This window comes from Sphingomonas sp. CROZ-RG-20F-R02-07, from assembly GCF_022662335.1.
In the GTDB taxonomy this organism is placed as follows: domain Bacteria; phylum Pseudomonadota; class Alphaproteobacteria; order Sphingomonadales; family Sphingomonadaceae; genus Sphingomonas.
Genome location: NZ_JAKNQJ010000009.1, coordinates 93,140 through 114,295, shown reverse-complemented (window position 1 = coordinate 114,295; position 21,156 = coordinate 93,140). Strand labels below are relative to the sequence as shown.

The window sequence follows — 21,156 nt, the reverse complement described above, 5'->3', positions numbered from 1 at the left end:
CCTGCGGCGAACGCCGTTTTGACCGGCTTTGAGACCTTTGTCGGTCAAGTCGCCGTGCCGGGGACGGCGGTGTCGGCGCCATCGGTCGCGGTGACTACGCCGCCCACGAGGTGTAGCTGTTGCGGCGCGGTGCCCAGATCGATCCCGGCCGCGGGTAATTCGGCAAGCAGGCGGAAGAACAATTCGCTGCGCGTGGGATAGACGTCGCGAGGACTGGCCACATAGGCGAAGCTGTTGATGTTCACGCGGCCGTCCGCGATGGAATCGACAAACACGCGGGGCTCGGGCTGGTCGAGCACGGCCGACGAATCGGCATACATCGCCAGCAGCATCGCGCGCACCTTGGCGATGTCCGCTTCGATCCCGACCGAGAATTGGAGCTGCACGCGCCCGATCGGATCGGCGAGCGTCATGTTGCGCACCGTTTTGGTGATGAGTTCGGAATTGGGCACGATCAGCGTCGAACGGTCGGCGATCTGGATCTCGGTGGCGCGCACGCTGATGCGCTTCACGTCGCCCTCCTGGTCGCCGATGCGGATCAGGTCGCCGATCTTCACCGGCCGTTCGAACAGCAGGATCAGCCCCGAGACGAAATTCTGCGTGATCGCCTGGAGCCCGAAGCCGATCCCGACCGACAGCGCGGAGAGCAGCAGCGCGATCCGCTGCACGCCGATGCCGAGCGAGGCGAGCGCCCATAGCCCGGCGAGGATCAGCCCCAGATAGCGCGCGACCGTCGCGATCGAGTTGCGCGCGCCGGCATCCAGATCGGTGGCGGGCAGATAACGCTCGGTCAGCCAATGCTGCACCAGCCGCACCACGAACAGCCCGGCGACCAGCACCGCCGCCGCACGCAGCACCGCGCCCGGCGACAGCGTGAGCGAGCCGATCGTCACGCCGTCGGCCAGCCGCGAGAACTGGTCGAGCAGCGTGTCGACATTGGAGCCGAACGGCCCGGTGACCACCGTCAGCCCCAGCAGTACCAGCGCGAGGCGCAGCGCGGCCGACAGCGCGATGCCCGCCTGGTCGATCAGGCTCGGCCGCACGCCGAAGCCGCGGTGGAGGCCGAGGCCGAGGCGACTCTCGTGCGAGACGAGCCCGGTCGCCAGATCGTCGGCGAGGACGAGCGCGATCCAGAAGGTGGCGATCATCAGCGGCACCCAGAGAAGCAGCGCGCCGAGCAGTGCCGCGAGCGCCACATAGCCGATGAGCAGCGCGACCGCGGCGGCGAGCGTGCCGGTCCATGCGACGAGCGAGGCGAGCGCGGTGCCGGTCTCGCCCGCGCCGTCGTCGACCGCATCGCCGCGCGCGATCGCGCGCAGCCGGACGCGCCCGATCCAGGCGAGCAGACTGGCCACGAGCACGATATGCGCCAGCGCGATCACCGCGCTGATCGCCATGCGCGAGGCGGCGCCGGGCGCGGCGACCGTCCGCCCGGCATCGAGCAGCACGACCGCGAACACCACGGCGGCGGCGATCCAGCTCCAGGGCCGCAGCGCCTGCGCGGTATCGTCGGCGATGGGCAGCAGCCGCCATTGCGGCTGGCGCCGCATCAGCAGCGCCGAGCCGAGGCCGCAGATCAGCCCCGCGACCGTCGACGCGCGGGTGAGCGCGTCGCCGAGCGGCACCCAGGCGGGCGCGACCAGCCCCGCGGCGCGCAGCCCCGTCATAGCGCAGGCCGCGGCGATGCCGGGCAGCAGCGTGCCGCTCGCCACGATCCAGGCGGCCTGCCCCGATTTGCGCAGCCGGTTGGAGGGCGCGTGATCGAGCATGATCCGGCGCCCGACTCCGCGCAGCCACAGCCGCAGCGGAAACAGGATCAGCAGCGCCGCCGCCAGCCCCAGCACCGCCGCCCATAGGTCGCCCGGCCGCGCGCCGCCGATCGCATCGCCTTCGACATTGCCGAGCAGCATCAGCCGCTGCGCGTCGCGCGGCCATTCGGCGGCGATCGCGCGCCAGAAATCGGGCGAGAGCGGCGAATGGGTGCGCGTCGAGATCTGCTCGACCAGCCGGTCGGTGGGGCTGGCGGCGGTCTCGGCGAGCAGGCGCGCGGTGTCGGCGTAAAGCTTGCGGCCGCGCTCGACGCCCTGGTCGAGCGGCACGCGCTGCTTCTCCAGCCGCGCCCGGTCCACCCGCGCGCGCGGCGTCGCCGCTGCGGGCGCCTTCGCGGGGCCGAGCTGCGCGAGTTCGGTCTGGACCGTGGCGAGCTGCGCCTGGAGGTCGGCGGTGCGCGCGGCGGCGACCTGCGCGACGGCGGCGGCCTCGGCATGGAGCGTGCGCCGGTCGGCGAGGCTGGTGCGTGCGGTGAGCGCGACGTCGATCGCGCGATATTCGCGCGCCGCCGCATCGATCGCCTGCGCGTCGCGGTCGGCGGCGGTCTGCTGGCGGGCGGCGGCGGGCGCGCAGAGCGCCATGAGGAGAAGGGCGAGCATCGGGATCCGCATCGCCGTGCTTTGCGCGCGGCGCCGGCCGGGCTCAAGCGCTTTGCGGGAGGAGCGGGAGGAGCGGGCGGCGGGGGGCGGGACGGGATCGTTTCGGCGCTGCATCCACCCGCCACCTCGCGCCGTATCTCCCGCCGCACCGTGCCGGTGCCGACAGGAGAGACGCTCATGAACCCCATCCGCACTTCGATCGCCGCCATCGCGATCCTGGCCAGCGCCGGCGCGATCGCCGCCCCCAAGGACCCGATGGTCGGCGGTGCCGCCATGTATCCGACCAAGACGATCGTCGAGAACGCCGTCAATTCGAAGGACCACACCACGCTCGTCGCCGCGGTGAAGGCCGCCGGGCTGGTCGACACGCTGTCGGGCCCCGGCCCCTTCACCGTGTTCGCCCCCACCAACGCCGCGTTCGCCAAGCTGCCGGCCGGCACCGTCGACACGCTGGTGAAGCCGGAGAACAAGGCGCAGCTCACCAGCATCCTGACCTATCACGTCGTCCCCGGCCGCATCACCGCCGCCGACATCGCCGCCAAGGCGAAGGCCAACGGCGGCACCGCGACCTACACCACCGTTCAGGGCGAGCCGCTGATGTTCAAGAAGGCGATGGGCCATTGGACGATCATGGACGGCAAGGGCGACACGGGGACGATCACCATCCCCAATGTCTACCAGTCGAACGGCGTGATCCACGTCATCGACACGGTGATGATGCCCTGATCCGCCATCCCTTCCCGGCGCGACCGCCGGGAAGGGAACTCGGTTAGGCCGCCTGGCGCGCCGCGCCGACCGAGCGGATGAACTGCCACACCGCGGACGAGAAGGGCGGCGTTCGGCTGCCCTTCCACGTCTCGATGCCGTCGTACATCCGCGTGATGCCAGTGGTCATGGCGGGCGTGGCGATGGCGGCGAACGGCGCCAGCAGCGCCTGCCATTCGTCGTAGAGTGCGCCCGCGTCCGCCGAGTGCGGATCGAGCGGCAGCGCCGCCTCCACCTTTTCGCCGAGCGCCTTCCAACGCGCCGCATAGGCGGCCTGATCGAAATCGGCGGGTATCGCCGTCCGCGCCGCGGCGAAGTCCGCGCGCGCCTCGTCGGTCATGTAGCGGTCGGTGACCGCCTTCCAATCGTCCTGTTCCATCGTGTCGTTTCCCGTTCGAATGAGCGAGCAGAGCGTCGCGACGTCGATCGGCTCGCCACGATCAATGCGGGACCTGACGGTGCGGAGCAGCGCGCCGGCCTCGGCGATCGCCGCGGCGCGCCGGTCGATCTCGGCCAGCCGGGCATCGACGAGGCGGCCGATGTCGACGGCTCGGCCCGCCAGCAGCCGCGCGATCTCGGCAAGCGAGAAGCCCGCCTGCTTGAGCGCCAACGCCGCGTTCAGCCGCGCCAGCTCGCCGCGGCCATAGACGCGCCGGCCACCCGCAGTGCGTAGGGGTGCCACCAGCCCGCGGCCTTTGTAGAAGCGCAGCGCGCGAAGCGTCAGCCCCGTGAGCCTGGCCACCTCGCCGATATCGAGCATCTCCTCCATGGCGAATCGTCTACGCGATGACGCTGCGTCAGGAGCAAGCGCGAAACGCTCAGCCGATCAGCAATCCGGCGAGCGCCGCGCTCATCAGGTTGGCGAGGCTGCCCGCGGCCAGTGCGCGCAGGCCGAGCCTGGCGATCGTAGGACGCTGGTTGGGGGCGAGGCTGCCCGTCACCGCCATCTGGATCGCGATCGACGAGAAATTGGCGAAGCCGCACAGCGCGAAGGTGACCACCGCGATCGTGCGCGGCGACAGATGGCCTTGTTGGGTGCCGAGCGAGATATAGGCGACGAACTCGTTCAGCACGATCTTTTGCCCGAACAGCCCGCCCGCGATCCCCGCTTCCGACCAGGGCACGTTCAGGAGGAACATGACGGGCGCGAAGACATAGCCGAGCAGCGCCTGGAAGCTGAGCCCGGGCAACCCCACGAGATTGCCGATCCCGCCGAGCAAGCCGTTGGCCAGCGCCACCAGCGCCACGAAGGCCAGCACCATCGCGCCGACCGCGACCGCCAGCTTCACGCCGGTCTGCGCGCCCTGCGCCGCCGCCATGATGAGGTTGGCGGGCTTTTCCTCGTCATGGCTGGCCTGTGGCAGCGGCTCGCCCGCGATCGCCTCGCCGGGAATGTCGCCCAGCGGCAGTTCGCCCGGCGGCGGGGTGACGCCGTCGGGCATGATGATCTTGGCCATCAGGATTCCGCCGGGCGCCGCCATGAAGCTGGCGGCGAGCAGATATTCGATACGGATGCCCATCGAGGCATAGGCGGCGAGGATCGTGCCTGCCACGCCCGCCATCCCGCTCGTCATGACGGTGAAGAGCTGCGCGGGGGTGAGTGCGGCCAGATAGGGGCGGATCACCAAAGGCGATTCGCTCTGCCCGACGAAGATGTTCGCGGCCGCGCACAGCGATTCCACCTTCGACACGCCGATCAGTTTCTCGATGCCGCCGCCGATCCAGCGCACGACCAGCTGCATGATGCCCAGATGATAGAGGATCGAGACGAGGCTGGCGAAGAAGATGATGACGGGCAGCGCCGCGATCGCGAAGCTGTGGCCGCCGATCGCGGGCGAGGCCAGGGGGCCGAACAGGAAATCGGTGCCGGCCTTGGCATAGCCGAGCAGGTCCGCCACGCCGCCCGACAGGAACGACAGCACCGCCTGGCCGCCGCGGCTGTAGAGCACCAGCACCGCGATCCCCGCCTGGAGCGCGAAGGCGCTGCCGACGACGCGCAGCCGGATCGCGCGGCGGTCGGTCGAGAGCAGGACGGCGATACCGATGATCACCGCGATGCCGGCCAGGCCGATCAGGATGCGATTCACGCGCGGGCGATCCCGTGGACGATGGTGGTGTTGACGCGCATGAGCCCCTTTCCCCGGACGCGCGGGTACGGCCCGCGACATCCCCTGGCGCCGGGTATGGCGCCAAATCCGTTGAGAGGACAGCCGATTGTGCGCGCGCGCCGGGCGCGCTAGCACCGCAGCGATGGACAGACCCGCCCCCGCCATCCCGCGTTCGCTCTTCGCGCTGTCGATCTTCTATGGCGGCATGGTGTGCATCGCCGGCGTGCTGGGCAACAAGCAGGTGGCGCTGGGGCCGCTCTCGGCGCTCGGTCCCGTGCTCGGGCTGGGGCCGCTGGCGATCGAGGCGGGGATCTTCGCCTTTCTGCTGCTCGTCGCGGTGTCGAGCGCGGTGGCCGAGCTGCACGGGCGTACGGTCGCGAACCGGCTGGTGCGTTTCGGCTTCGTGCCGTTGATCGTGTCGATCCTGCTCTCGCTGATCGTCCTCGCGCTGCCGGCGTCGGGCGACATGATGCCGGCACGGCGCGACGCGTTCGCGCTGATGATGGGCGGCACGCCGCGGATCTGGGTCGGCGGCATCATTTCCTACGGCATTTCGCAGACGCTGAACGTCTCGGTCTTCTCCTGGCTGAAGGGGCGCGAGGGCGCGCCGCTCCTGTGGCTGCGCGCGGCGATCGCGGGGGTGCTGAGCCAGGTGGTCGACACGCTGCTGTTCGTCAGCATCGCGTTCCTGGGCGTGTTTCCGATCCGCGAGCTGCTGATCGGGCAGATGATCGTGAAGGTGATCCTGTCCGCGGTCATCGTGCCGCTGTTGATCTATCTGTTCGTCACGATCGGGCGGCGGCTGGATCGCGCCTGAGCCGCGCGGCCGGGGCCGGGCGTCTTTCACTCCCCCGGCGCAGCCGCTAAGGCCCCGCGCATGACCGACTATACCCCGAATGCGGACCTGCTCGCCAAGGCGCATACGCTGACCGAGGCGCTGCCCTATCTCCAGCGTTATGCCGGCGAGACTTTCGTCATCAAATATGGCGGCCATGCGATGGGCTCGCCCGCGCTGCAGCGCAGCTTCGCCAACGACATGGTGCTGCTGAAGGCGGTGGGGATCAACCCCGTCGTGGTGCATGGCGGCGGCCCGCAGATCGGATCGATGCTGAAGCGGCTGGGCGTCGAATCGCGCTTCGTCGACGGGCTGCGCGTCACCGATGCCGAGACCGCGCATATCGCCGAAATGGTGCTGGCCGGATCGATCAACAAGGAAATCGTCGGCTGGATCGGCCAGGCGGGCGGTCGTGCGGTCGGCATCTCGGGCAAGGATGCCAGCTTCGTGCGCGCCCGCAAGGTGGGCCGCGACAGCCCCGACGAACGCCAGGGGATCGAGCGCCATGTCGATCTGGGCTTCGTCGGCGAGCCCGTGGCGGTCGACCGGCGGATCATCGACACGCTGTGCGACGCCGGGATCATCCCCGTCGTGGCGCCGATCGCGATCGGCGACGACGGCCATACCTACAACATCAACGCCGATACCATGGCGGGTGCGATCGCGGCGCATCTGGGCGCACGCCGGTTCTTCCTGCTGACCGACGTGGCCGGCGTGCTCGACAAGCAGGGCGAGTTGCTGACCGACCTGAAGCCCGCCGACGTGGTGCGGCTGCGCGGCGACGGCACGATCACCGGCGGCATGATCCCCAAGCTGGAGACGTGCGTCGCCGCGGTGCAGGCGGGCGTGCGCGCCGCGGTGATCCTCGACGGGCGCGTGCCGCATGCCGTGCTGCTCGAGATCTTCACCTCGGCGGGCGCGGGCACGCTGGTGCGGTGCTAGGCTGAGCGTGGCGTAGCGAAGATCGGTTCACGCGAGGCCCGGAGGCGCGGAGAAGAAGAGTTTCGCGCTAAGCCGCGAAGACGCGAAGATGTTTCGTGCGCGGCAGCGTACCGGTATCCTGGCATGGGGATGAAGGGCCGCTGGCGCGGCCGGCCCTTTTTCTCCGCGCCTCCGCGCCTCCGCGTGAACCCATTTGCGCGAAGGCTGCAGGCGCCGCCGGGCGCGCCCTCTTCCCGTCTTGGCGTCTTCGCGCGAACGATCTTCTGCCCCTTCGAAGCCTGGTCCGTCGGTGCGGACGTCGATCGAGCCATTGGCCTCTGGCACGCCATGGCTTCATCGCCTATCTGCACCCCGTCCGCTGCTGGGAGGCTTTCGCGTTGATCCTGTTGCTTCAGATCGTTCAAATCCTGCTCGATGTCGTGTGGTGGATCATTATCGTGCAGGCGATCCTGTCGTGGCTGATCGCGTTCAACGTCATCAACACCTCCAACGATTTCGTCCGTTCGGTGTGGACCGCGCTCCAGCGGATGACCGAGCCGCTCTATCGCCCGATCCGGCGCATCCTGCCCGATTTCGGCGCGCTCGACCTGTCGCCGATGGTGGTGCTGATCGCGATCATCATTCTCGACAAGATCGTCCAGGCGGCGATCGTGCAGCAGATGTACGGTGGCGCGGTGGTGGCGGGCTGACCGCATGCCGGCTTGGGCGGAAACGCCGGCCGGGCTGACGATCGCGGTACGGGTGACGCCGCGCGGCGGGCGCGATGCGCTGACGCCCGGCACGGCGGAGCATTTCGCCGCGCGGCTCGCCGCGGCGCCCGTGGAGGGCGCGGCCAATGCCGCGCTGCTCGCGCTGGTCGCCCGGGTGTTCGGCGTGGCGAAGCGCGAGGTGACGCTGATCGGCGGGCAGACCGCGCGGCTGAAGCGGATCGCCATCGCCGGCGACGCGGCGCTGCTGGCGCGAATCGCCGCCGGCCTCTATGCCGCCGCCCCATGAACGCCACGATCATCGATGGAAAAGCCTTTGCCGCTGGCTTGCGCGCACGCGTCGCGGAGCAGGTCGCGGTCTTCGCCGAACGGGCGGGGCGCAGGCCCGGCCTCGCGGTGGTGCTGGTGGGCGAGGACGCCGCGTCCGCGGTCTATGTGCGCGCCAAGGGCAAGGCGACCGAAGCGGCGGGCATGGCCGGCATCGAGCATCGCTTGCCTGCCGACACGACCGAGGCCGCGCTGCTCGCGCTGGTCGCCACGCTCAACGCCGATCCGGCGGTGGACGGCATCCTCGTCCAGTTGCCGCTGCCCGCCCATATCGACGAGACCGCGGTGATCCTCGCGATCGATCCCGACAAGGATGTCGACGGCTTCCATCCGGTGAACGCCGGGCGGCTGGCGACCGGGTTGCCGGGCTTCGTGCCGTGCACGCCGCTCGGCTGCCTGATGCTGCTGCGCGACGCGCTGGGCGATCTGGCGGGCAAGGACGCGGTGGTGATCGGCCGGTCGAACATCGTCGGCAAGCCGATGGCCGCGCTGCTGACCGCGGCGAGCTGCACCGTGACGCTGGCGCACAGCCGCACGCGCGATCTGCCCGCGGTGGTCGGCCGCGCGGATATCGTGGTGGCGGCGGTGGGCCGCGCGGCGATGGTGTTGGGCGATTGGCTGAAACCGGGCGCGACCGTGATCGACGTAGGCATCAATCGCACCGCCGACGGGCTGGTGGGCGACGTGGATTTCGCCGGCGCCTTGTCGGTGGCGGGCGCGATCACGCCGGTGCCGGGGGGCGTCGGGCCGATGACGATCGCGGTGCTGCTGCGCAACACGCTCGTCTCCGCCGGCCGGCGCGAAGGCGTCGCGATCGACGAGGGCGCGCTGTGATCGAGCTGTTCGTCTCGTCGTTCATCACCTTCTTCGTGGTGATCGATCCGCCCGGCTGCGCGCCGATCTATGCCGGGCTGTCGGCGGCGGCCGGCCCCGCGCAGAAACGCGCGATGGCGATCCGCGCGGTGGGCGTGGCGGCGGCGATCCTGTTCGTCTTCGCGCTGTTCGGCGAGGCGCTGCTGAAGGGGCTGGGGATCAGCCTGGCGAGCTTCCGCATCGCGGGCGGCATCATGCTGTTCCTGATCGCGCTCGAGATGGTGTTCGAAAAGCGCACCCAGCGCCGCGAGGATCGCGCCGCCAAGGTGGCGCACGATCCCGAGGCGGACGACGTCTCGATCTTTCCGATGGCGATGCCGATGATCGCGGGGCCGGGATCGATCGCGAGCGTGATGCTGCTGATGTCCCGCAACGACGGGCTGGAGCGCAGCCTGGTCGTGTTGGGCGCGATGGCGTCTATCCTGCTGCTGACGCTGATCGCGCTGCTGGCGGCGGGCCCGATCATGCGGATTCTGGGCGCGAAGATCGAGGCGGTCATCACGCGCCTGCTCGGCGTGCTGCTGGCCGCGCTTGCCGTCCAGTTCGTGCTGGACGGGCTGTCGGTGGTGCTGCGCTAGTCGATCCGGAACAGCCGCAGCGGGTCGCCGCGCGGCAGCGGCAGCGGGGTGAGCCAGGCGAACCGCTTGCCGTGCGCCATCTGGTCGTAGAAGCGGCCGGGATAGCGCGCGCGGTAGATCGTCGCCTCCGCCATGTTGGGGCAGAGCAGCAGCAACGTCGCACCGTGGCGCTTCATGATCGCATGCGCCAGGGCGGGTGGTCCGCCGAACGCGTGCTGCACGTCGAGGATCGCGTCGCCATTCCGGTGATAGGGGCCCGCCACCGCGTCGTGATGCGTGATCGTGATGATCCGCGGCCCCAGATCGATGAAGCTGAACACGGTCTGCGCGGGATAATGGTTGAGCGGGCGCAGCACCGTCGTGCGCACGCAATTGCCCGAGGCGTGGTTGACGCGCGCGGTATAGGCACTCGGCTTGCCGACGGGCAGATAGGGCAGCACCAGCCCGGCGAAGAAGGACGAGGCGACCACCACCACCGCGGCCGGCGCCAGCACGCGCACCGCCATCGACGTGTGATCGAGCAGCCGCGGCAGGAACGCCCAGACGAGCGCCACCGCGCCCGGCACCGCGAGCAGCTGCGCACCCGGGCCCGCGCGCGCCTGCCACAGCAGCATCAGGCAGGCAAAGCCGGTGAACAGCGCGACCGCCGCCCAGCCGACCGCATTGGCGGCGCGGCGCGCGCGCCACGCGGCGAATACCGCGCCGATCAGCCCGATCACCGGAAACACCGCGATCGCGAAGGCGAGGCGGAAGGGATGCTGGTAGATCGGCTTGGCTTCGCGGACGTTGTTCAGCCAGTTCTTCGCCAGTTCGGGCGAGACCTGTTCGGGGCGGCCGAGGCATTGCGGGAAGAAATGCGCGAAGCCCACGCCGATCAGCACCGCGCTGATCGCCGCCAGCCCCAGCCGCACGCCCGCCGAGCGCGGCGACGCGAGGGCCAGCGCGAACAGCAGCACGCCGGCCGCGATCATCACCGACAGCCACACCGGCGTCAGCGCGTCGCAGCGCATCACGCGATTGGCATAGGAGGCAAAGGCGACGAAGCCGAAGGTGCTGCCGCCGCCCAGCGCCAGCGCATAGACCATCAGCCGCGGCGCCTCCGCCCGGTCGCGGATCCAGCGCAGCGCGATGATCGCGCCCGCCATCGCGGCGAAGGGCAGCATCTCCAGACCGATCGCCAGGCTGACCGCGCTCGCCAGGCCCACCGTCAGCCCGCCGCGGCGCATCGCGGGATCGCACAGCCCCGCCACCGTCAGCGACAGCATCGCGAGCTGCCAGCCATGATGGTCGATCCGTTCGGGCATGAACATCAGCATCGTCGCCGAGGTGCCGAGCAGGAAGACGAGCGCCAGCGGCCAGGCATAGGGGCTCACCAGCCGCCGCACCGTCGCCCCCACGCCCAGCATCGCGACCGACAGCGGCAGCAGCGGCGCCAGGCCGCAGGCGAGCCGCTCCGCCCAGGCGGCGCTCGTGAACAGGCGGAAGAACAGGATCAGCCCGGCGATCGGCAGATCGACGATGCGGCTCCAATGGATGTCGAACCCGCCCGGCGGGTTCATGCGGTATTGGCGCAGGTCGTACCAATCCTGCCCCGCCATCCAGGCGCGCACCTGCATCAGGCGCATATTGTCGTCGGTGTCGCCCAGCGACCACCAGCGAATCTGGTTCCAGTCGGACCACAGATACCAGGCGGTGACGGCCGCCCAGACGAGCAGCGTGAGCGCCATCCAGCGGCGATCGAGCATCCGGCGCAAGCGTGCGCCCGTATCGTCGTTCAAACGCATCATCCCATCAGGACCGTTTCCGGTTCCACTCCCGCGGAGATGGCCTTAGGGCGGGGACGGTTTTCAGGGAAGAGCGGCGTGTCGGGCTTGGCGAGGCGGTTGGATCACTGGCGGGCGAGCGGCATGCTGGCGCAGCTCGTCCGCTTCGGGATCGCGGGCGGGCTGTCGACGCTGGTGTTCGGCGTCATCTACTGGCCGCTCGCCACCTATGGCCACGAACTCGCCGATATCGGCGGACGCGCCGCCTGGCCCGTGGTGGCCAATATCCTCGGCTATATGGGGGCGATGGTCTCGGGCTATTTCCTGCACAGCCGGTGGAGCTTCCAGGGGCATGGCGAACGCGACGATTTCGCACGGACCGGCGGCCGGTTCTTCGCGGTCAGCCTGGTCAGCTTCGGCCTGAACACCGCGTTCGTCGCGATCCTCACCGGGCCGCTGCACGGGGCCACCTGGTGGCCGCTGGTGCCGATCGTGTGCGTCACCCCGCTCATCACCTTCGCCCTCAACCGTTTCTGGGTATTCGCCTGATATGGACCGTATCGTCTACGACCGCATGGCCGCGCATGATTCGACGCATTGGTGGTATCGCGCGCGCCGCGACATCCTGGCGGATTATCTGACGCGCTATGCCGCGCTGCCGGCGGAGGCGCGCATCCTGGAGATCGGGTGCGGCACCGGGCACAATCTGCCGATGCTGGGCACGTTCGGCACGGTCGACGCGATCGAGATCGATCCCGCCGCACGGGCGATCGCCAGCGAGCGGCTGGGCAAGCCCGTCGGCGACGCGCCGCTCCCGGCGCTGACCGGGGTGGAACGCGGCGCCTATGATCTGGTCGCGGTGCTCGACGTGGTGGAGCATATCGAAGACGACGTGGCCGCGCTGGCGGCGATGGCGACCTGCCTGAAGCCCGGCGGCAAGATCCTGATCGCGGTGCCCGCGCACCAGTGGATGTGGAGCGCGCACGACGTGGTGAACCACCATCACCGCCGCTATTCGCGCGCGACGCTTTCCGCCGCCATCGTGCGTGCGGGGCTGACGCCGACGCGGCTGACCTATTTCAACTCGCTGCTGTTTCCGCTCGCCGCCGCCGCGCGCATCGTGGGCCGGCTGCTGCACCGCGACGACAGCGATGATTCGCCCCCGCCCAAGGCGGTGAACGCGCTGTTCGAGCGGATCTTCCGGCTCGAGCGCCATGCCGTCGGCCGGGTGCCGATGACGCCCGGCCTATCGATCGTCACGCTGGCGGTGCCGGGATAAAGGCGGATACGCTCGGGGCCACCGCCGTTCGCGATCTACGCGGCTCCGCACGGATCCGCTGCGACGTCCGTCCCGCCCGCGGCCGCGTCGACCGGCTCCGCGCGAAACCCAAGCGTGGCGCGGCCCTGCACCGGCCCCGCGACGTCCGCCACGATGTATAGCGGCCGGTGCTTCGATTCGATATAGAGCCGCCCCAGATATTCGCCGATCATGCCGAGCACGAACATCTGCACCGCGCCCAGCAGCACGACGACGAGCATCGTCGAGGTCCAGCCCTGCACCGCGCTGCCCGTGAAGAAACCGACCGCGATATAGACGAGCAGCAGCAGCGAGGCGGCGGTGAGCGCGAGGCCGGCATGGCTGGCGAAGCGGAGCGGCGCGGTCGAGAAGCCCGTCACCGCATCGAAGGCGAGGCGGATCATCTTGCCGATCGGATAATTCGTCTCGCCCGCATGCCGTTCGGCGCGATCATAGGGGAAGGGTATTTGGCGGAACCCCACCCAGGCGACCATGCCGCGGATGAAGCGCGCCTGTTCGGGCAGCGACAGGAACGCATCGAGCGCACGCCGGCTCATCAGCCGGAAATCGCCGGTGTCGAGCGGGATCGGCGTGTCGGTCACCCGGTCCAGCACGCGGTAGAAGACCGCGGCGGTCGCCTTCTTGAACAAGGTTTCGCCCGCGCGCTTGCGGCGCACCGCATAGATCACGTCGGCGCCCTGCGCGACCATCGCCGCGCGCATGTCGCCGAGCAGCTCGGGCGGATCCTGCAGATCGGCGTCGATGATGAGGATCTGCGCGCCCGAGCACAGGTCGAGCCCGGCGGTGAGCGCGAGCTGGTGGCCGTGATTGCGCGACAGGTTGATCGCCACCAGCCGCGGGTCGGCGGCGGCGAGGCGCTGCATCACCGCCCAGCTATCGTCGCGCGAGCCGTCGTTGACGAGCACGAGCTCGTAATCGTGGCCCACGCACCCCCGCGCCGCCGCGCCGACGCGCGCATGGAGCAGATCGAGGCAGGCCGCCTCGTTGTAGCAGGGGATGACGATCGAGAGCGCGGGGCGTTGCATGGCGCGGATTGGTAGCGGTGGCGCGGCGCAGCGTCACCATTTTGTTGCCATGGGGCGACGCGGCCGAACGCGGAATGGAACACGGGGAAGTCCGATGGCGACGGCGCGGAATGGCATCGTCTCGACCGGATCACGAAATCCGTTCGTGCCGAGCGTGTCGAAGCACGCTCTTCGCGCTCGCGCCATCGCATTCTGGACAGGCCCTTCGACACGCTCCGGGCGAACGGGTCGAGGTGCCGTCATCGAATTCTAGACCCGCTCCACCGTGTTCACCACGTCGGCCGCGCGAAGCGCCGCGATCAGCCGCATGAGCTGCGTCAGGTCGTGCACCTCGACATCGATGATGTTGGTGTGCAGCCCGGTATCGCGGTTGTCGAGCCGCAGGTTGATGATGTTGGCCTTGTGCGCGCCGATGATCGTGGCGAGCACGCCCAGCGCGCCGGGCTCGTTCTTCACCTCCACCGCGATCCGCGCGGTCGCGCCCTGTGTCTTGTCGCCCCACGACACGTCGATCCAGTCGGTCTCGTCCTCCGACCGTTCGGCGAGATCGGACAGCGTGGCGCAATCGATCGCGTGCACCTCGATCCCGGCATCGGGGCGGCGCAGCCCGACGATCCGGTCGCCCGGCACCGGATGGCAGCAGGTGGCGAGATCATAGGCCATGCCCGGCGTCAGGCCCTTGATCGAGATGGCGCTCGATTGCGGTGCGAGCGCGTGCGGCTGCACCACGTCCGCCCCCGCCGAGCCGGGCATCAGCGCCTCCATCACCGCGCTGTCGGGCAAGGTGCGCCGCGCGATCGCCGCCATCAGCGCATTCTCGTCCGACAGTTTCAGGCGTTTGAGCGCATGGCTCATCGCGTCCGCGCCGATCTGCGCCGGGAGCCGCTGGACGATGTCCTCGTACAGTTTGCGGCCGAGCTTCACCTGCTCGCCCTTGGCCTTTTGCCGCAGATGGCGACGGATCGCGGCGCGCGCCTTGCCGGTGATCGCGAAATTGAGCCAGGCCGGCTGCGGCTCCTGCGCCTTGGAGCGCAGGATCTGCACCTGGTCGCCGTTCTCGATGGCGGTGCGCAGCGGAACGACGCGGCCGTTGATCTTGGCGCCCACCGCCTGATCCCCCAGATCGGTGTGCACCCCATAGGCGAAATCGATCGGCGTCGCGCCCTTGGGTAACTGGATCAGCTCGCCCTTGGGCGAGAAGGCGAAGATGCGATCGGCATACATCGCCATCTTGGTGTGTTCGAGCAGCTCCTCGGGGCTCTCGGCGGTGTCGAGGATCTCGACCAGATCGGCGATCCAGCTATGCTGCGTCTCGGGCCGCACGCCCAGGCCGCCCGCGCCGCCCTGCTTGTACGCCCAGTGCGCGGCGAGCCCGAATTCGGCCTCGGCATGCATTTCGGGGGTGCGGATCTGGATCTCCACGCGCGCATTCTCGGCATGGATCACCGTGGTGTGGAGCGAGCGATAGCCGTTGCGCTTGGGCGTCGAGATATAATCCTTGAACCGCCCCGGCACCATCGGCCAGCGCCGGTGGATGACCCCCAGCGCGGCATAGCAATCCTCCACGCGCGGCACGATCGCGCGGAACGCCATCACGTCCGAGAGCTGCTCGAAGCTGATGTGGCGCTCCTGCATCTTGCGCCAGATCGAATAGGGATGTTTCTCGCGCCCCGATATCTCGGTTTCCAGGCCCGACCGGCCGAGCAGCAGCTTCAGCCCCGATCCGATCTTTGCGATCCGGTCGCCGCCGTCGCCCTGTTTGAGCTGGTCCAGCCGGCGGGTGATCGATTCATACGCGTCGGGTTCGAGCTGGGCGAAGGCGAGCGTCTGCATCTCCTTCATGAACTCGTACATCCCGATCCGCTCGGCGAGCGGGGCGTAGATGTCCATCGTCTCCTTCGCGATCCGCCGCCGCTTCTCGGGCTTCGCGATGTGGTGGAGCGTGCGCATGTTGTGCAGCCGATCGGCCAGCTTCACCAGCAGGACGCGGATATCGTCCGACATCGCGAGCAGGAACTTGCGCAGATTCTCGGCGGCGCGCTCGTTTTCGGTCTGCGCCTCGATCTTGCTGAGCTTGGTGACGCCGTCGACCAGCCGCGCCACGCTGGCGCCGAACAGCCGCGTGATCTCCTCGGGCGTGGCGACCGTATCCTCGATCGTGTCGTGCAGGATCGCCGTCGCGATCGTCTCGTCGTCGAGATGCAGATCGGTCAGGATGCCCGCCACCTCGATCGGATGGCTGAAATAGGGATCGCCGCTCGCCCGCTTCTGGCTGCCATGCGCCTGCATCGAGAAGACATAGGCGCGGTTCAGCAGCGCCTCGTCGGCTTGCGGATCATAGTCGAGGACGCGATCGACGAGTTCATATTGGCGTAGCACGCGATCTAGATGGGGCCGGTGCCCGTCGCTTGGCAACACATTACCGCCGTGCCTCGCCACGGTTTTTCCGTTAGGGTGTCATGCGAGAGGATGCGGCCATGACGAAGTTGCGCGAACCGTTGCTCGCCTGCAGCCTGCCCGCCGCGCTGGAGGCGGTGGGCGAACGCTGGTCGTTCCTGATCCTGCGCGCGGCGTTCAACAAGCTCCAGCATTTCGAGGAGTTCCAGTCCGAACTGGGGATCGCGCGCAACATCCTGGCGAACCGGCTGGCGCGGCTGGTGGAGCACGGCATCCTTGCGCGGACGCCGTTTCCGGAGGATCGGCGCAAGATCGTCTATGGCCTGACCGACAAGGGCTTTGCGCTGCTGCCGACGATGATCGCGCTCCGGCAATGGGGCGAGCGGTGGGAGACGTGCGTGCCAGCCTATCCGATCCTGGTCGATGCGCGCGACCGGCGGCCGATCGAGCCGGTCGCAGTGCGCGCGCAGGACGGCCGCGTGCTGGGCCGCGGCGACCTGATCTGGGCGCTGCCGGACGACGTGGCGTGCGACCCCGATGCGGCGATCGCGGCGGAATAGGGCGGCCGAAGGGAGGGCACGCGGAGGCGCGGAGGCGGATCGAACGCGACAGCGTTCTGATGCTCACAGGCCGCGATGAAAGCCCGCCGGCGCGGCCGGGTCCAACTCCTCCGCGCCTCCGCGTGCTCTCCCTCCTTGGAGCCAGTTTGATCCAGTCCCCGAAGTCGGTTCGTGCCGAGCTTGCCGAAACACCCGTTCGCAATCGCGCCTTGCCGTGCGGCATAGGCCGTTCGCCACACGCCGCCGGACCCGCGCGCATCGCCGCACGTTGAGCGTCGCATGGCCTCTCCGTTTCCAAGCCCGCTCGTCCGCTCGCTCAAGTCGCGGATCGCGCGCGAGGTGGTGGGGTTGTTCAACGATCCGGCCAAGGGCGAGGCTCCGGTGACGCGGCGGCAGGACGGGCTGTTCGGTGCCGGATCGGTCGCATGGCGGGTGCATGGCGACGTGACGTCGATGCTGGTGGGCGGCGTGTCGGGGCTGCTGCTCCAGATGCTTCATCCCGCCGTGCTGGCGGGGGTGTGGGACCATTCCAATTTCCGCGCCGACATGCATGGCCGGTTGAAGCGCACCGCCAGGTTCATCGCGCTCACCACCTATGGCGGGCGCGACGAGGCGGAGGCGGCGATCGCGCGGGTGCGGCGAATCCACGTCCAGGTGACGGGCACGCTGCCCGACGGCACGCCCTATGCCGCGAACGATCCGGCCCTGCTCGCCTGGGTGCATGTGACCGAGGCGACGAGCTTTCTCGCCGGCTGGCGGCGCTATGGCGAGCCGCGCATGACGCGTGCCGATCAGGATCGCTATTTCGCCGAGATGGCCGACATGGCAACGGCCCTTGGCGCCGATCCCGCGCCGCGCAGCCGGGCGGCGGCGGCGGTGCTGATCCGCACGATGCGCGGCGACCTGCGCGTCGACGACCGCACGCGCGAGGTGGCCCGGCTCGTGCTCGACCAGAAGCCCGCCAGCCCCGCGATCGCGCCGATGCAGGCGCTGACGATGCAGGCGGGGATCGACCTTCTGCCCGAATGGGCGCGCACGATGCACGGCTTTTCCGGACCGGGGATCGCCGCGCCGCTGGTGCGCGCTGGCACGTTCGGCATCGCGCAGACGCTGCGCTGGGCGTTCGCCTGACGGATCGACCGGCCGCGCTTGCTTTTCCGGTGCGCCTCCGGAATGGAGCGCGCAAGGAGAGGCCATGTCGTCCACGATGCAGGAACTCGATCGCCGCCGCGAGGCCGCCCGGATGGGCGGCGGCGAGAAGCGGATCGCCGCGCAGCACGCCAAGGGCAAGCTGACCGCGCGCGAACGGCTGGCCGTGCTGCTCGACGAGGACAGTTTCGAGGAGCTCGACATGTTCGTCGAGCACAATGCCGTCGATTTCGGCATGGCGGAGCAGAAGATCCCCGGCGACGGCGTCGTCACCGGATCGGGCACGATCAACGGCCGGCTGGTGTTCGTGTTCAGCCAGGATTTCACCGTCTTCGGCGGCTCGCTGTCGGAACGCCACGCGCAGAAGATCTGCAAGGTGATGGACATGGCGCTGAAGGTCGGCGCGCCCGTCATCGGCCTGAACGATTCGGGCGGCGCCCGCATCCAGGAGGGCGTGGCCAGCCTCGGCGGCTATGCCGAGGTGTTCCAGCGCAACGCGCTGGCGTCGGGCGTGGTGCCGCAGCTTTCGCTCATCATGGGCCCGTGCGCGGGGGGCGCGGTCTATTCGCCGGCGATGACCGACTTCATCTTCATGGTGAAGGATTCAAGCTATATGTTCGTCACCGGGCCCGATGTGGTGAAGACGGTGACGAACGAGGTCGTCACGCAGGAGGCGCTGGGCGGCGCGGTCACGCACACCACCAAGACGAGCGTGGCCGACAACGCGTTCGACAACGACGTCGAGGCGCTGCTGGCGGCGCGCGACTTCATCGATTTCCTGCCCGCATCCAACCGCGTGGGCGTGCCCGAACGCCCGACCGCGGACGACTGGGACCGGATCGAGGAAAGCCTCGACACGCTGATCCCGGCGAGCGCCAACCAGCCTTATGACATGCACGAGCTGATCCGGAAGGTGGTGGACGAGGGCGATTTCTTCGAGACGCAGCCGGGCCACGCCGCCAACATCGTCACCGGCTTTGGGCGGATCGAGGGACGCACGGTCGGCTTCGTGGCGAACCAGCCGATGGTGCTGGCGGGCGTGCTCGACATCAATTCGAGCAAGAAGGCGGCACGGTTCGTGCGCTTCTGCGACGCGTTCGACATCCCGATCGTGACGTTCGTCGACGTGCCCGGCTTCCTGCCCGGCACCGCGCAGGAGCATAACGGCATCATCAAGCACGGCGCCAAATTGCTGTTCGCCTATGCCGAGGCGACCGTGCCCAAGATCACCGTCATCACGCGCAAGGCCTATGGCGGCGCGTATGACGTGATGGCGTCGAAGCATCTGCGCGGCGACTTGAACTATGCCTGGCCCACCGCCGAGATCGCGGTGATGGGCGCGAAAGGCGCGGTCGAGATCATCTTCCGCGGCCGCACGGCGGAAGAGATCGCCGAGCGCACGGCGGAATACGAGGCGCGCTTCGCCAACCCGTTCGTGGCGGCGAGCAAGGGCTTCATCGACGAGGTGATCCAGCCGCATTCCACCCGCCGCCGCATTGCGCTCGGTCTGCGCAAGCTGAAGGGCAAGGCGCTGGAGAACCCGTGGAAGAAGCACGACAACATCCCGTTGTGACCGACCATCCGACACATTATAAGGTCATGTGAAGGAGCGCTCCGATGCAGACCGAACGAGTCACGTTTCTGACCACGCCCGACCACAAGGCGGCGCTCGATGCCTTTGCCGCCAGCAACGGCATGTCGACCGGGCATGTCGTGCGCGAGGCCACCACCAGCTATATCGCCCAGGAAAGCATGGAGGAGGACGAGGCGCGAGCGCTCGTCATCGCCGAGATCGAGCGGGCGCTGCCGCGCATGCACGAGGATCTGAACGCCATGCGTGCCAGCATCGCGGAGGCCCGCGCCGCCATCGCGGAGGCGCTTGGACCATCGGTGCCGGGTCAGCAGGATATCGCCGCCTGATGTCGGTATCGGAAAAGACATGGAGCGTTTTCAAGTCGATCGTCCTCTATCAGGAGGCGATCAAGGCGATGCGGGACGATATGGCGGCGTTGAGCAAGGACGTGGTCGCGTTGAGCCGCGCTCACGCCTCGCTGTCGGAGCGGGTGTCGCGGCTCGAGGGGTTCGTACAAGGCGCGACGCGGACGCCGTTTCGGCCCGATGAGCCGGCACGGTTGCCCGAATGACCCTCGGCCGCCTCAACCATGTCGGCGTCGCGACACCATCGATCGCGCGCGCGATCGAGACGTATCGCAACCTGCTCGGCGCCACCGCGATCGGCGAACCGTTCGACCTGCCCGCGCAAGGGGTGAGGGTGTGCTTCATCGACGCGCCCAACACGCAGATCGAGCTGATCGAGCCCTATGACGACGCCTCGCCGATCGCCGGCTTTCTGCGCAGGAATCCCGCGGGTGGGCAGCATCACGTCTGTTTCGAGGTGCCCGACATCCACGCCGCCGTCGCCGATCTGACGGCAAAGGGCGCGACGATCCTGGGCAGCCCGCGGATCGGCGCGCACGGCACGCCCATCGTGTTCGTGCATCCGCGCGACATGGGCGGTATGCTGGTCGAATTGATGGAGACGCCGAAAGGCGCCCACTAGGAGAGATGCGGATGACCGACGACCTGATCCGGCGCGAGCGGCGCGGCGACGTGCTGGTGCTGACGCTCGATCGGCCGGACCGGCTGAACGCCGCGCCGCCGGCGATGTTCGAGGCGATCGCCGCGGCGCTGGAGTCGCTCGACGGAGCGCGTGCGGTGCTGGTGACGGGCGCGGGCCGCGCCTTCTGTTCGGGCGCGGACGTCGGCGGCGGTGCGCTCGGCAGCGAAAATCCCGGCGAGACGACGTTCAAAGCGCTGACCGGGAGCTACAACCCGGCGATGCAGGCGATCGCCGATCTCGCGGTGCCGGTCGTCAGCGCGGTGCGCGGACCGGCGGCGGGGATCGGTTGCAGCCTGGCGCTGGCGGCGGATTTCTGCGTGGCGAGCGAGACGGCCTATTTTCTCCAGGCCTTCGTCAACATCGGCCTCGTCCCCGATGGCGGCGCGTCGTGGATGCTGCCGCGCCTGATCGGCCGCGCGCGGGCGACCGAGATGATGCTGCTGGGCGAAAAGGTGCCGGCGGCCAGGGCGCTCGAATGGGGGATGATCCACAAGGTCGTCGCCGACGATGCGCTGGATGCGGCGGCGTTCGCGCTGGCCGAGCGGCTGGCGGCCGGGCCGACGATGGCGCTGGGGCTGATGCGCCGCGGCCTCGCCGCCGCGCTCCAGAGCGACTATGCCGCGGCGATGAACGCCGAGGCGGAGAACCAGCGCGCGGCGCGCGGCACCGCCGACAGCCGGGAAGGCGGCATGGCGTTCCTCGAAAAGCGCAAGCCCGCGTTCCGGGGCGCGTGAGGATGGCCCGTTTCTTCCCCCCGTTC

At 69.2% G+C, this 21,156-nt stretch carries 22 protein-coding genes; 16 read left to right on the top strand and 6 right to left on the bottom strand.

What is annotated here, in order from left to right:
• Positions 1-44: 44 nt before the first annotated feature.
• Positions 45-2,429: a DUF3772 domain-containing protein gene (locus tag L8H00_RS13820; RefSeq protein WP_242097877.1), complete on the bottom strand. Its 2,385-nt coding sequence runs from the start codon at positions 2,427-2,429 to the stop codon at positions 45-47.
• Positions 2,430-2,606: 177 nt separating this feature from the next.
• On the opposite strand from L8H00_RS13820, the gene L8H00_RS13815 reads away from it, so the two are divergent.
• On the top strand, positions 2,607-3,155 hold the full coding sequence (locus L8H00_RS13815; RefSeq protein WP_242097876.1) for a fasciclin domain-containing protein: 549 nt from the start codon (positions 2,607-2,609) through the stop codon (positions 3,153-3,155).
• Between the two features lie 43 nt (positions 3,156-3,198).
• Here the strand turns inward: L8H00_RS13815 and L8H00_RS13810 are convergent, their stop codons facing one another.
• Together L8H00_RS13810 and L8H00_RS13805 are read right to left on the bottom strand one after the other, a co-directional pair.
• Complete coding sequence (locus L8H00_RS13810; RefSeq protein WP_242097875.1) at positions 3,199-3,963, bottom strand: MerR family transcriptional regulator; 765 nt, start codon at positions 3,961-3,963, stop codon at positions 3,199-3,201.
• A gap of 49 nt (positions 3,964-4,012) precedes the next feature.
• Positions 4,013-5,281: a NupC/NupG family nucleoside CNT transporter gene (locus L8H00_RS13805; protein WP_242097874.1), complete on the bottom strand. Its 1,269-nt coding sequence runs from the start codon at positions 5,279-5,281 to the stop codon at positions 4,013-4,015.
• A 163-nt stretch (positions 5,282-5,444) separates the two neighbouring features.
• Between L8H00_RS13805 and L8H00_RS13800 the strand changes: the two genes are divergently transcribed.
• The 6 genes from L8H00_RS13800 to L8H00_RS13775 all read left to right on the top strand — a co-directional run bounded on the left by L8H00_RS13800 (position 5,445) and on the right by L8H00_RS13775 (position 9,564).
• Positions 5,445-6,119 carry a queuosine precursor transporter gene (locus L8H00_RS13800; protein WP_242097873.1) on the top strand — a complete coding sequence of 225 codons (675 nt, stop codon included), beginning with the start codon at positions 5,445-5,447 and terminating at the stop codon, positions 6,117-6,119.
• 60 nt (positions 6,120-6,179) lie between these two features.
• Positions 6,180-7,079, top strand: coding sequence for an acetylglutamate kinase (argB, locus tag L8H00_RS13795; RefSeq protein ID WP_242097872.1), 900 nt, complete (start codon positions 6,180-6,182; stop codon positions 7,077-7,079).
• Positions 7,080-7,456: 377 nt separating this feature from the next.
• Entirely contained in the window at positions 7,457-7,768 is a 312-nt protein-coding gene (locus tag L8H00_RS13790) for a YggT family protein (RefSeq protein WP_242097871.1), read from the top strand.
• A 4-nt stretch (positions 7,769-7,772) separates the two neighbouring features.
• Positions 7,773-8,075, top strand: coding sequence for a DUF167 family protein (locus L8H00_RS13785; RefSeq protein ID WP_242097870.1), 303 nt, complete (start codon positions 7,773-7,775; stop codon positions 8,073-8,075).
• Entirely contained in the window at positions 8,072-8,947 is an 876-nt protein-coding gene (gene folD / locus L8H00_RS13780; protein ID WP_242097869.1) for a bifunctional methylenetetrahydrofolate dehydrogenase/methenyltetrahydrofolate cyclohydrolase FolD, read from the top strand. The genes L8H00_RS13785 and folD overlap by 4 nt, the downstream gene beginning before the upstream one ends.
• A complete protein-coding gene (locus L8H00_RS13775; protein WP_242097868.1) occupies positions 8,944-9,564 on the top strand; it encodes a MarC family protein in 621 nt (206 codons plus the stop codon). Before folD ends, L8H00_RS13775 begins: the two co-directional genes overlap by 4 nt.
• Here L8H00_RS13775 and L8H00_RS13770 read toward each other — a convergent pair.
• Positions 9,561-11,348 (bottom strand): AcrB/AcrD/AcrF family protein, encoded by a 1,788-nt coding sequence (locus L8H00_RS13770; RefSeq protein ID WP_242097867.1) that lies wholly within the window; start codon positions 11,346-11,348, stop codon positions 9,561-9,563. The two genes, L8H00_RS13775 and L8H00_RS13770, sit on opposite strands and share 4 nt — an antisense overlap.
• A gap of 78 nt (positions 11,349-11,426) precedes the next feature.
• On the opposite strand from L8H00_RS13770, the gene L8H00_RS13765 reads away from it, so the two are divergent.
• Both L8H00_RS13765 and L8H00_RS13760 read left to right on the top strand, forming a co-directional pair.
• The gene (locus tag L8H00_RS13765; protein WP_242097866.1) at positions 11,427-11,876 is read left to right on the top strand and encodes a GtrA family protein; all 450 of its coding nucleotides are present in this window, start codon (positions 11,427-11,429) and stop codon (positions 11,874-11,876) included.
• Between the two features lies 1 nt (position 11,877).
• Positions 11,878-12,606 carry a class I SAM-dependent methyltransferase gene (locus L8H00_RS13760; protein WP_242097865.1) on the top strand — a complete coding sequence of 243 codons (729 nt, stop codon included), beginning with the start codon at positions 11,878-11,880 and terminating at the stop codon, positions 12,604-12,606.
• Positions 12,607-12,641: 35 nt separating this feature from the next.
• Here L8H00_RS13760 and L8H00_RS13755 read toward each other — a convergent pair whose 3' ends face one another.
• The gene (locus L8H00_RS13755) at positions 12,642-13,670 is read right to left on the bottom strand and encodes a glycosyltransferase family 2 protein (protein WP_242097864.1); all 1,029 of its coding nucleotides are present in this window, start codon (positions 13,668-13,670) and stop codon (positions 12,642-12,644) included.
• Positions 13,671-13,919: 249 nt separating this feature from the next.
• A complete protein-coding gene (locus L8H00_RS13750) occupies positions 13,920-16,049 on the bottom strand; it encodes a bifunctional (p)ppGpp synthetase/guanosine-3',5'-bis(diphosphate) 3'-pyrophosphohydrolase (protein WP_242097863.1) in 2,130 nt (709 codons plus the stop codon).
• Between the two features lie 98 nt (positions 16,050-16,147).
• Here L8H00_RS13750 and L8H00_RS13745 point away from each other — a divergent pair, with 98 nt between their 5' ends.
• From L8H00_RS13745 to L8H00_RS13715, 7 genes are all read left to right on the top strand, one after another.
• On the top strand, positions 16,148-16,627 hold the full coding sequence (locus tag L8H00_RS13745) for a helix-turn-helix domain-containing protein (RefSeq protein ID WP_242097862.1): 480 nt from the start codon (positions 16,148-16,150) through the stop codon (positions 16,625-16,627).
• Positions 16,628-16,906: 279 nt separating this feature from the next.
• The gene (locus L8H00_RS13740) at positions 16,907-17,758 is read left to right on the top strand and encodes an oxygenase MpaB family protein (protein ID WP_242097861.1); all 852 of its coding nucleotides are present in this window, start codon (positions 16,907-16,909) and stop codon (positions 17,756-17,758) included.
• Positions 17,759-17,822: 64 nt separating this feature from the next.
• Positions 17,823-19,349: an acyl-CoA carboxylase subunit beta gene (locus L8H00_RS13735; RefSeq protein WP_242097860.1), complete on the top strand. Its 1,527-nt coding sequence runs from the start codon at positions 17,823-17,825 to the stop codon at positions 19,347-19,349.
• Between the two features lie 44 nt (positions 19,350-19,393).
• Positions 19,394-19,696 carry a hypothetical protein gene (locus L8H00_RS13730; protein ID WP_242097859.1) on the top strand — a complete coding sequence of 101 codons (303 nt, stop codon included), beginning with the start codon at positions 19,394-19,396 and terminating at the stop codon, positions 19,694-19,696.
• On the top strand, positions 19,696-19,920 hold the full coding sequence (locus L8H00_RS13725) for a hypothetical protein (protein WP_242097858.1): 225 nt from the start codon (positions 19,696-19,698) through the stop codon (positions 19,918-19,920). The genes L8H00_RS13730 and L8H00_RS13725 overlap by 1 nt, the downstream gene beginning before the upstream one ends.
• Positions 19,917-20,336, top strand: a complete 420-nt coding sequence (gene mce, locus L8H00_RS13720; protein WP_242097857.1) for a methylmalonyl-CoA epimerase — start codon at positions 19,917-19,919, stop codon at positions 20,334-20,336. Before L8H00_RS13725 ends, mce begins: the two co-directional genes overlap by 4 nt.
• A gap of 11 nt (positions 20,337-20,347) precedes the next feature.
• Positions 20,348-21,130, top strand: coding sequence for an enoyl-CoA hydratase-related protein (locus L8H00_RS13715; protein WP_242097856.1), 783 nt, complete (start codon positions 20,348-20,350; stop codon positions 21,128-21,130).
• Positions 21,131-21,156: the final 26 nt, after the last annotated feature.

Coding starts and splice junctions, on each gene's coding strand:
- L8H00_RS13820 (WP_242097877.1), bottom strand. CDS start 2,429: ATGCTCGCCCTTCTCCTCATGGCGCTCTGCGCGCCCGCCGCCGCCCGC.
- L8H00_RS13815 (WP_242097876.1), top strand. CDS start 2,607: ATGAACCCCATCCGCACTTCGATCGCCGCCATCGCGATCCTGGCCAGC.
- L8H00_RS13810 (WP_242097875.1), bottom strand. CDS start 3,963: ATGGAGGAGATGCTCGATATCGGCGAGGTGGCCAGGCTCACGGGGCTG.
- L8H00_RS13800 (WP_242097873.1), top strand. CDS start 5,445: ATGGACAGACCCGCCCCCGCCATCCCGCGTTCGCTCTTCGCGCTGTCG.
- argB (WP_242097872.1), top strand. CDS start 6,180: ATGACCGACTATACCCCGAATGCGGACCTGCTCGCCAAGGCGCATACG.
- L8H00_RS13785 (WP_242097870.1), top strand. CDS start 7,773: ATGCCGGCTTGGGCGGAAACGCCGGCCGGGCTGACGATCGCGGTACGG.
- folD (WP_242097869.1), top strand. CDS start 8,072: ATGAACGCCACGATCATCGATGGAAAAGCCTTTGCCGCTGGCTTGCGC.
- L8H00_RS13770 (WP_242097867.1), bottom strand. CDS start 11,348: ATGCGTTTGAACGACGATACGGGCGCACGCTTGCGCCGGATGCTCGAT.
- L8H00_RS13760 (WP_242097865.1), top strand. CDS start 11,878: ATGGACCGTATCGTCTACGACCGCATGGCCGCGCATGATTCGACGCAT.
- L8H00_RS13755 (WP_242097864.1), bottom strand. CDS start 13,670: ATGCAACGCCCCGCGCTCTCGATCGTCATCCCCTGCTACAACGAGGCG.
- L8H00_RS13745 (WP_242097862.1), top strand. CDS start 16,148: ATGACGAAGTTGCGCGAACCGTTGCTCGCCTGCAGCCTGCCCGCCGCG.
- L8H00_RS13740 (WP_242097861.1), top strand. CDS start 16,907: ATGGCCTCTCCGTTTCCAAGCCCGCTCGTCCGCTCGCTCAAGTCGCGG.
- L8H00_RS13735 (WP_242097860.1), top strand. CDS start 17,823: ATGTCGTCCACGATGCAGGAACTCGATCGCCGCCGCGAGGCCGCCCGG.
- L8H00_RS13730 (WP_242097859.1), top strand. CDS start 19,394: ATGCAGACCGAACGAGTCACGTTTCTGACCACGCCCGACCACAAGGCG.
- L8H00_RS13725 (WP_242097858.1), top strand. CDS start 19,696: ATGTCGGTATCGGAAAAGACATGGAGCGTTTTCAAGTCGATCGTCCTC.
- mce (WP_242097857.1), top strand. CDS start 19,917: ATGACCCTCGGCCGCCTCAACCATGTCGGCGTCGCGACACCATCGATC.
- L8H00_RS13715 (WP_242097856.1), top strand. CDS start 20,348: ATGACCGACGACCTGATCCGGCGCGAGCGGCGCGGCGACGTGCTGGTG.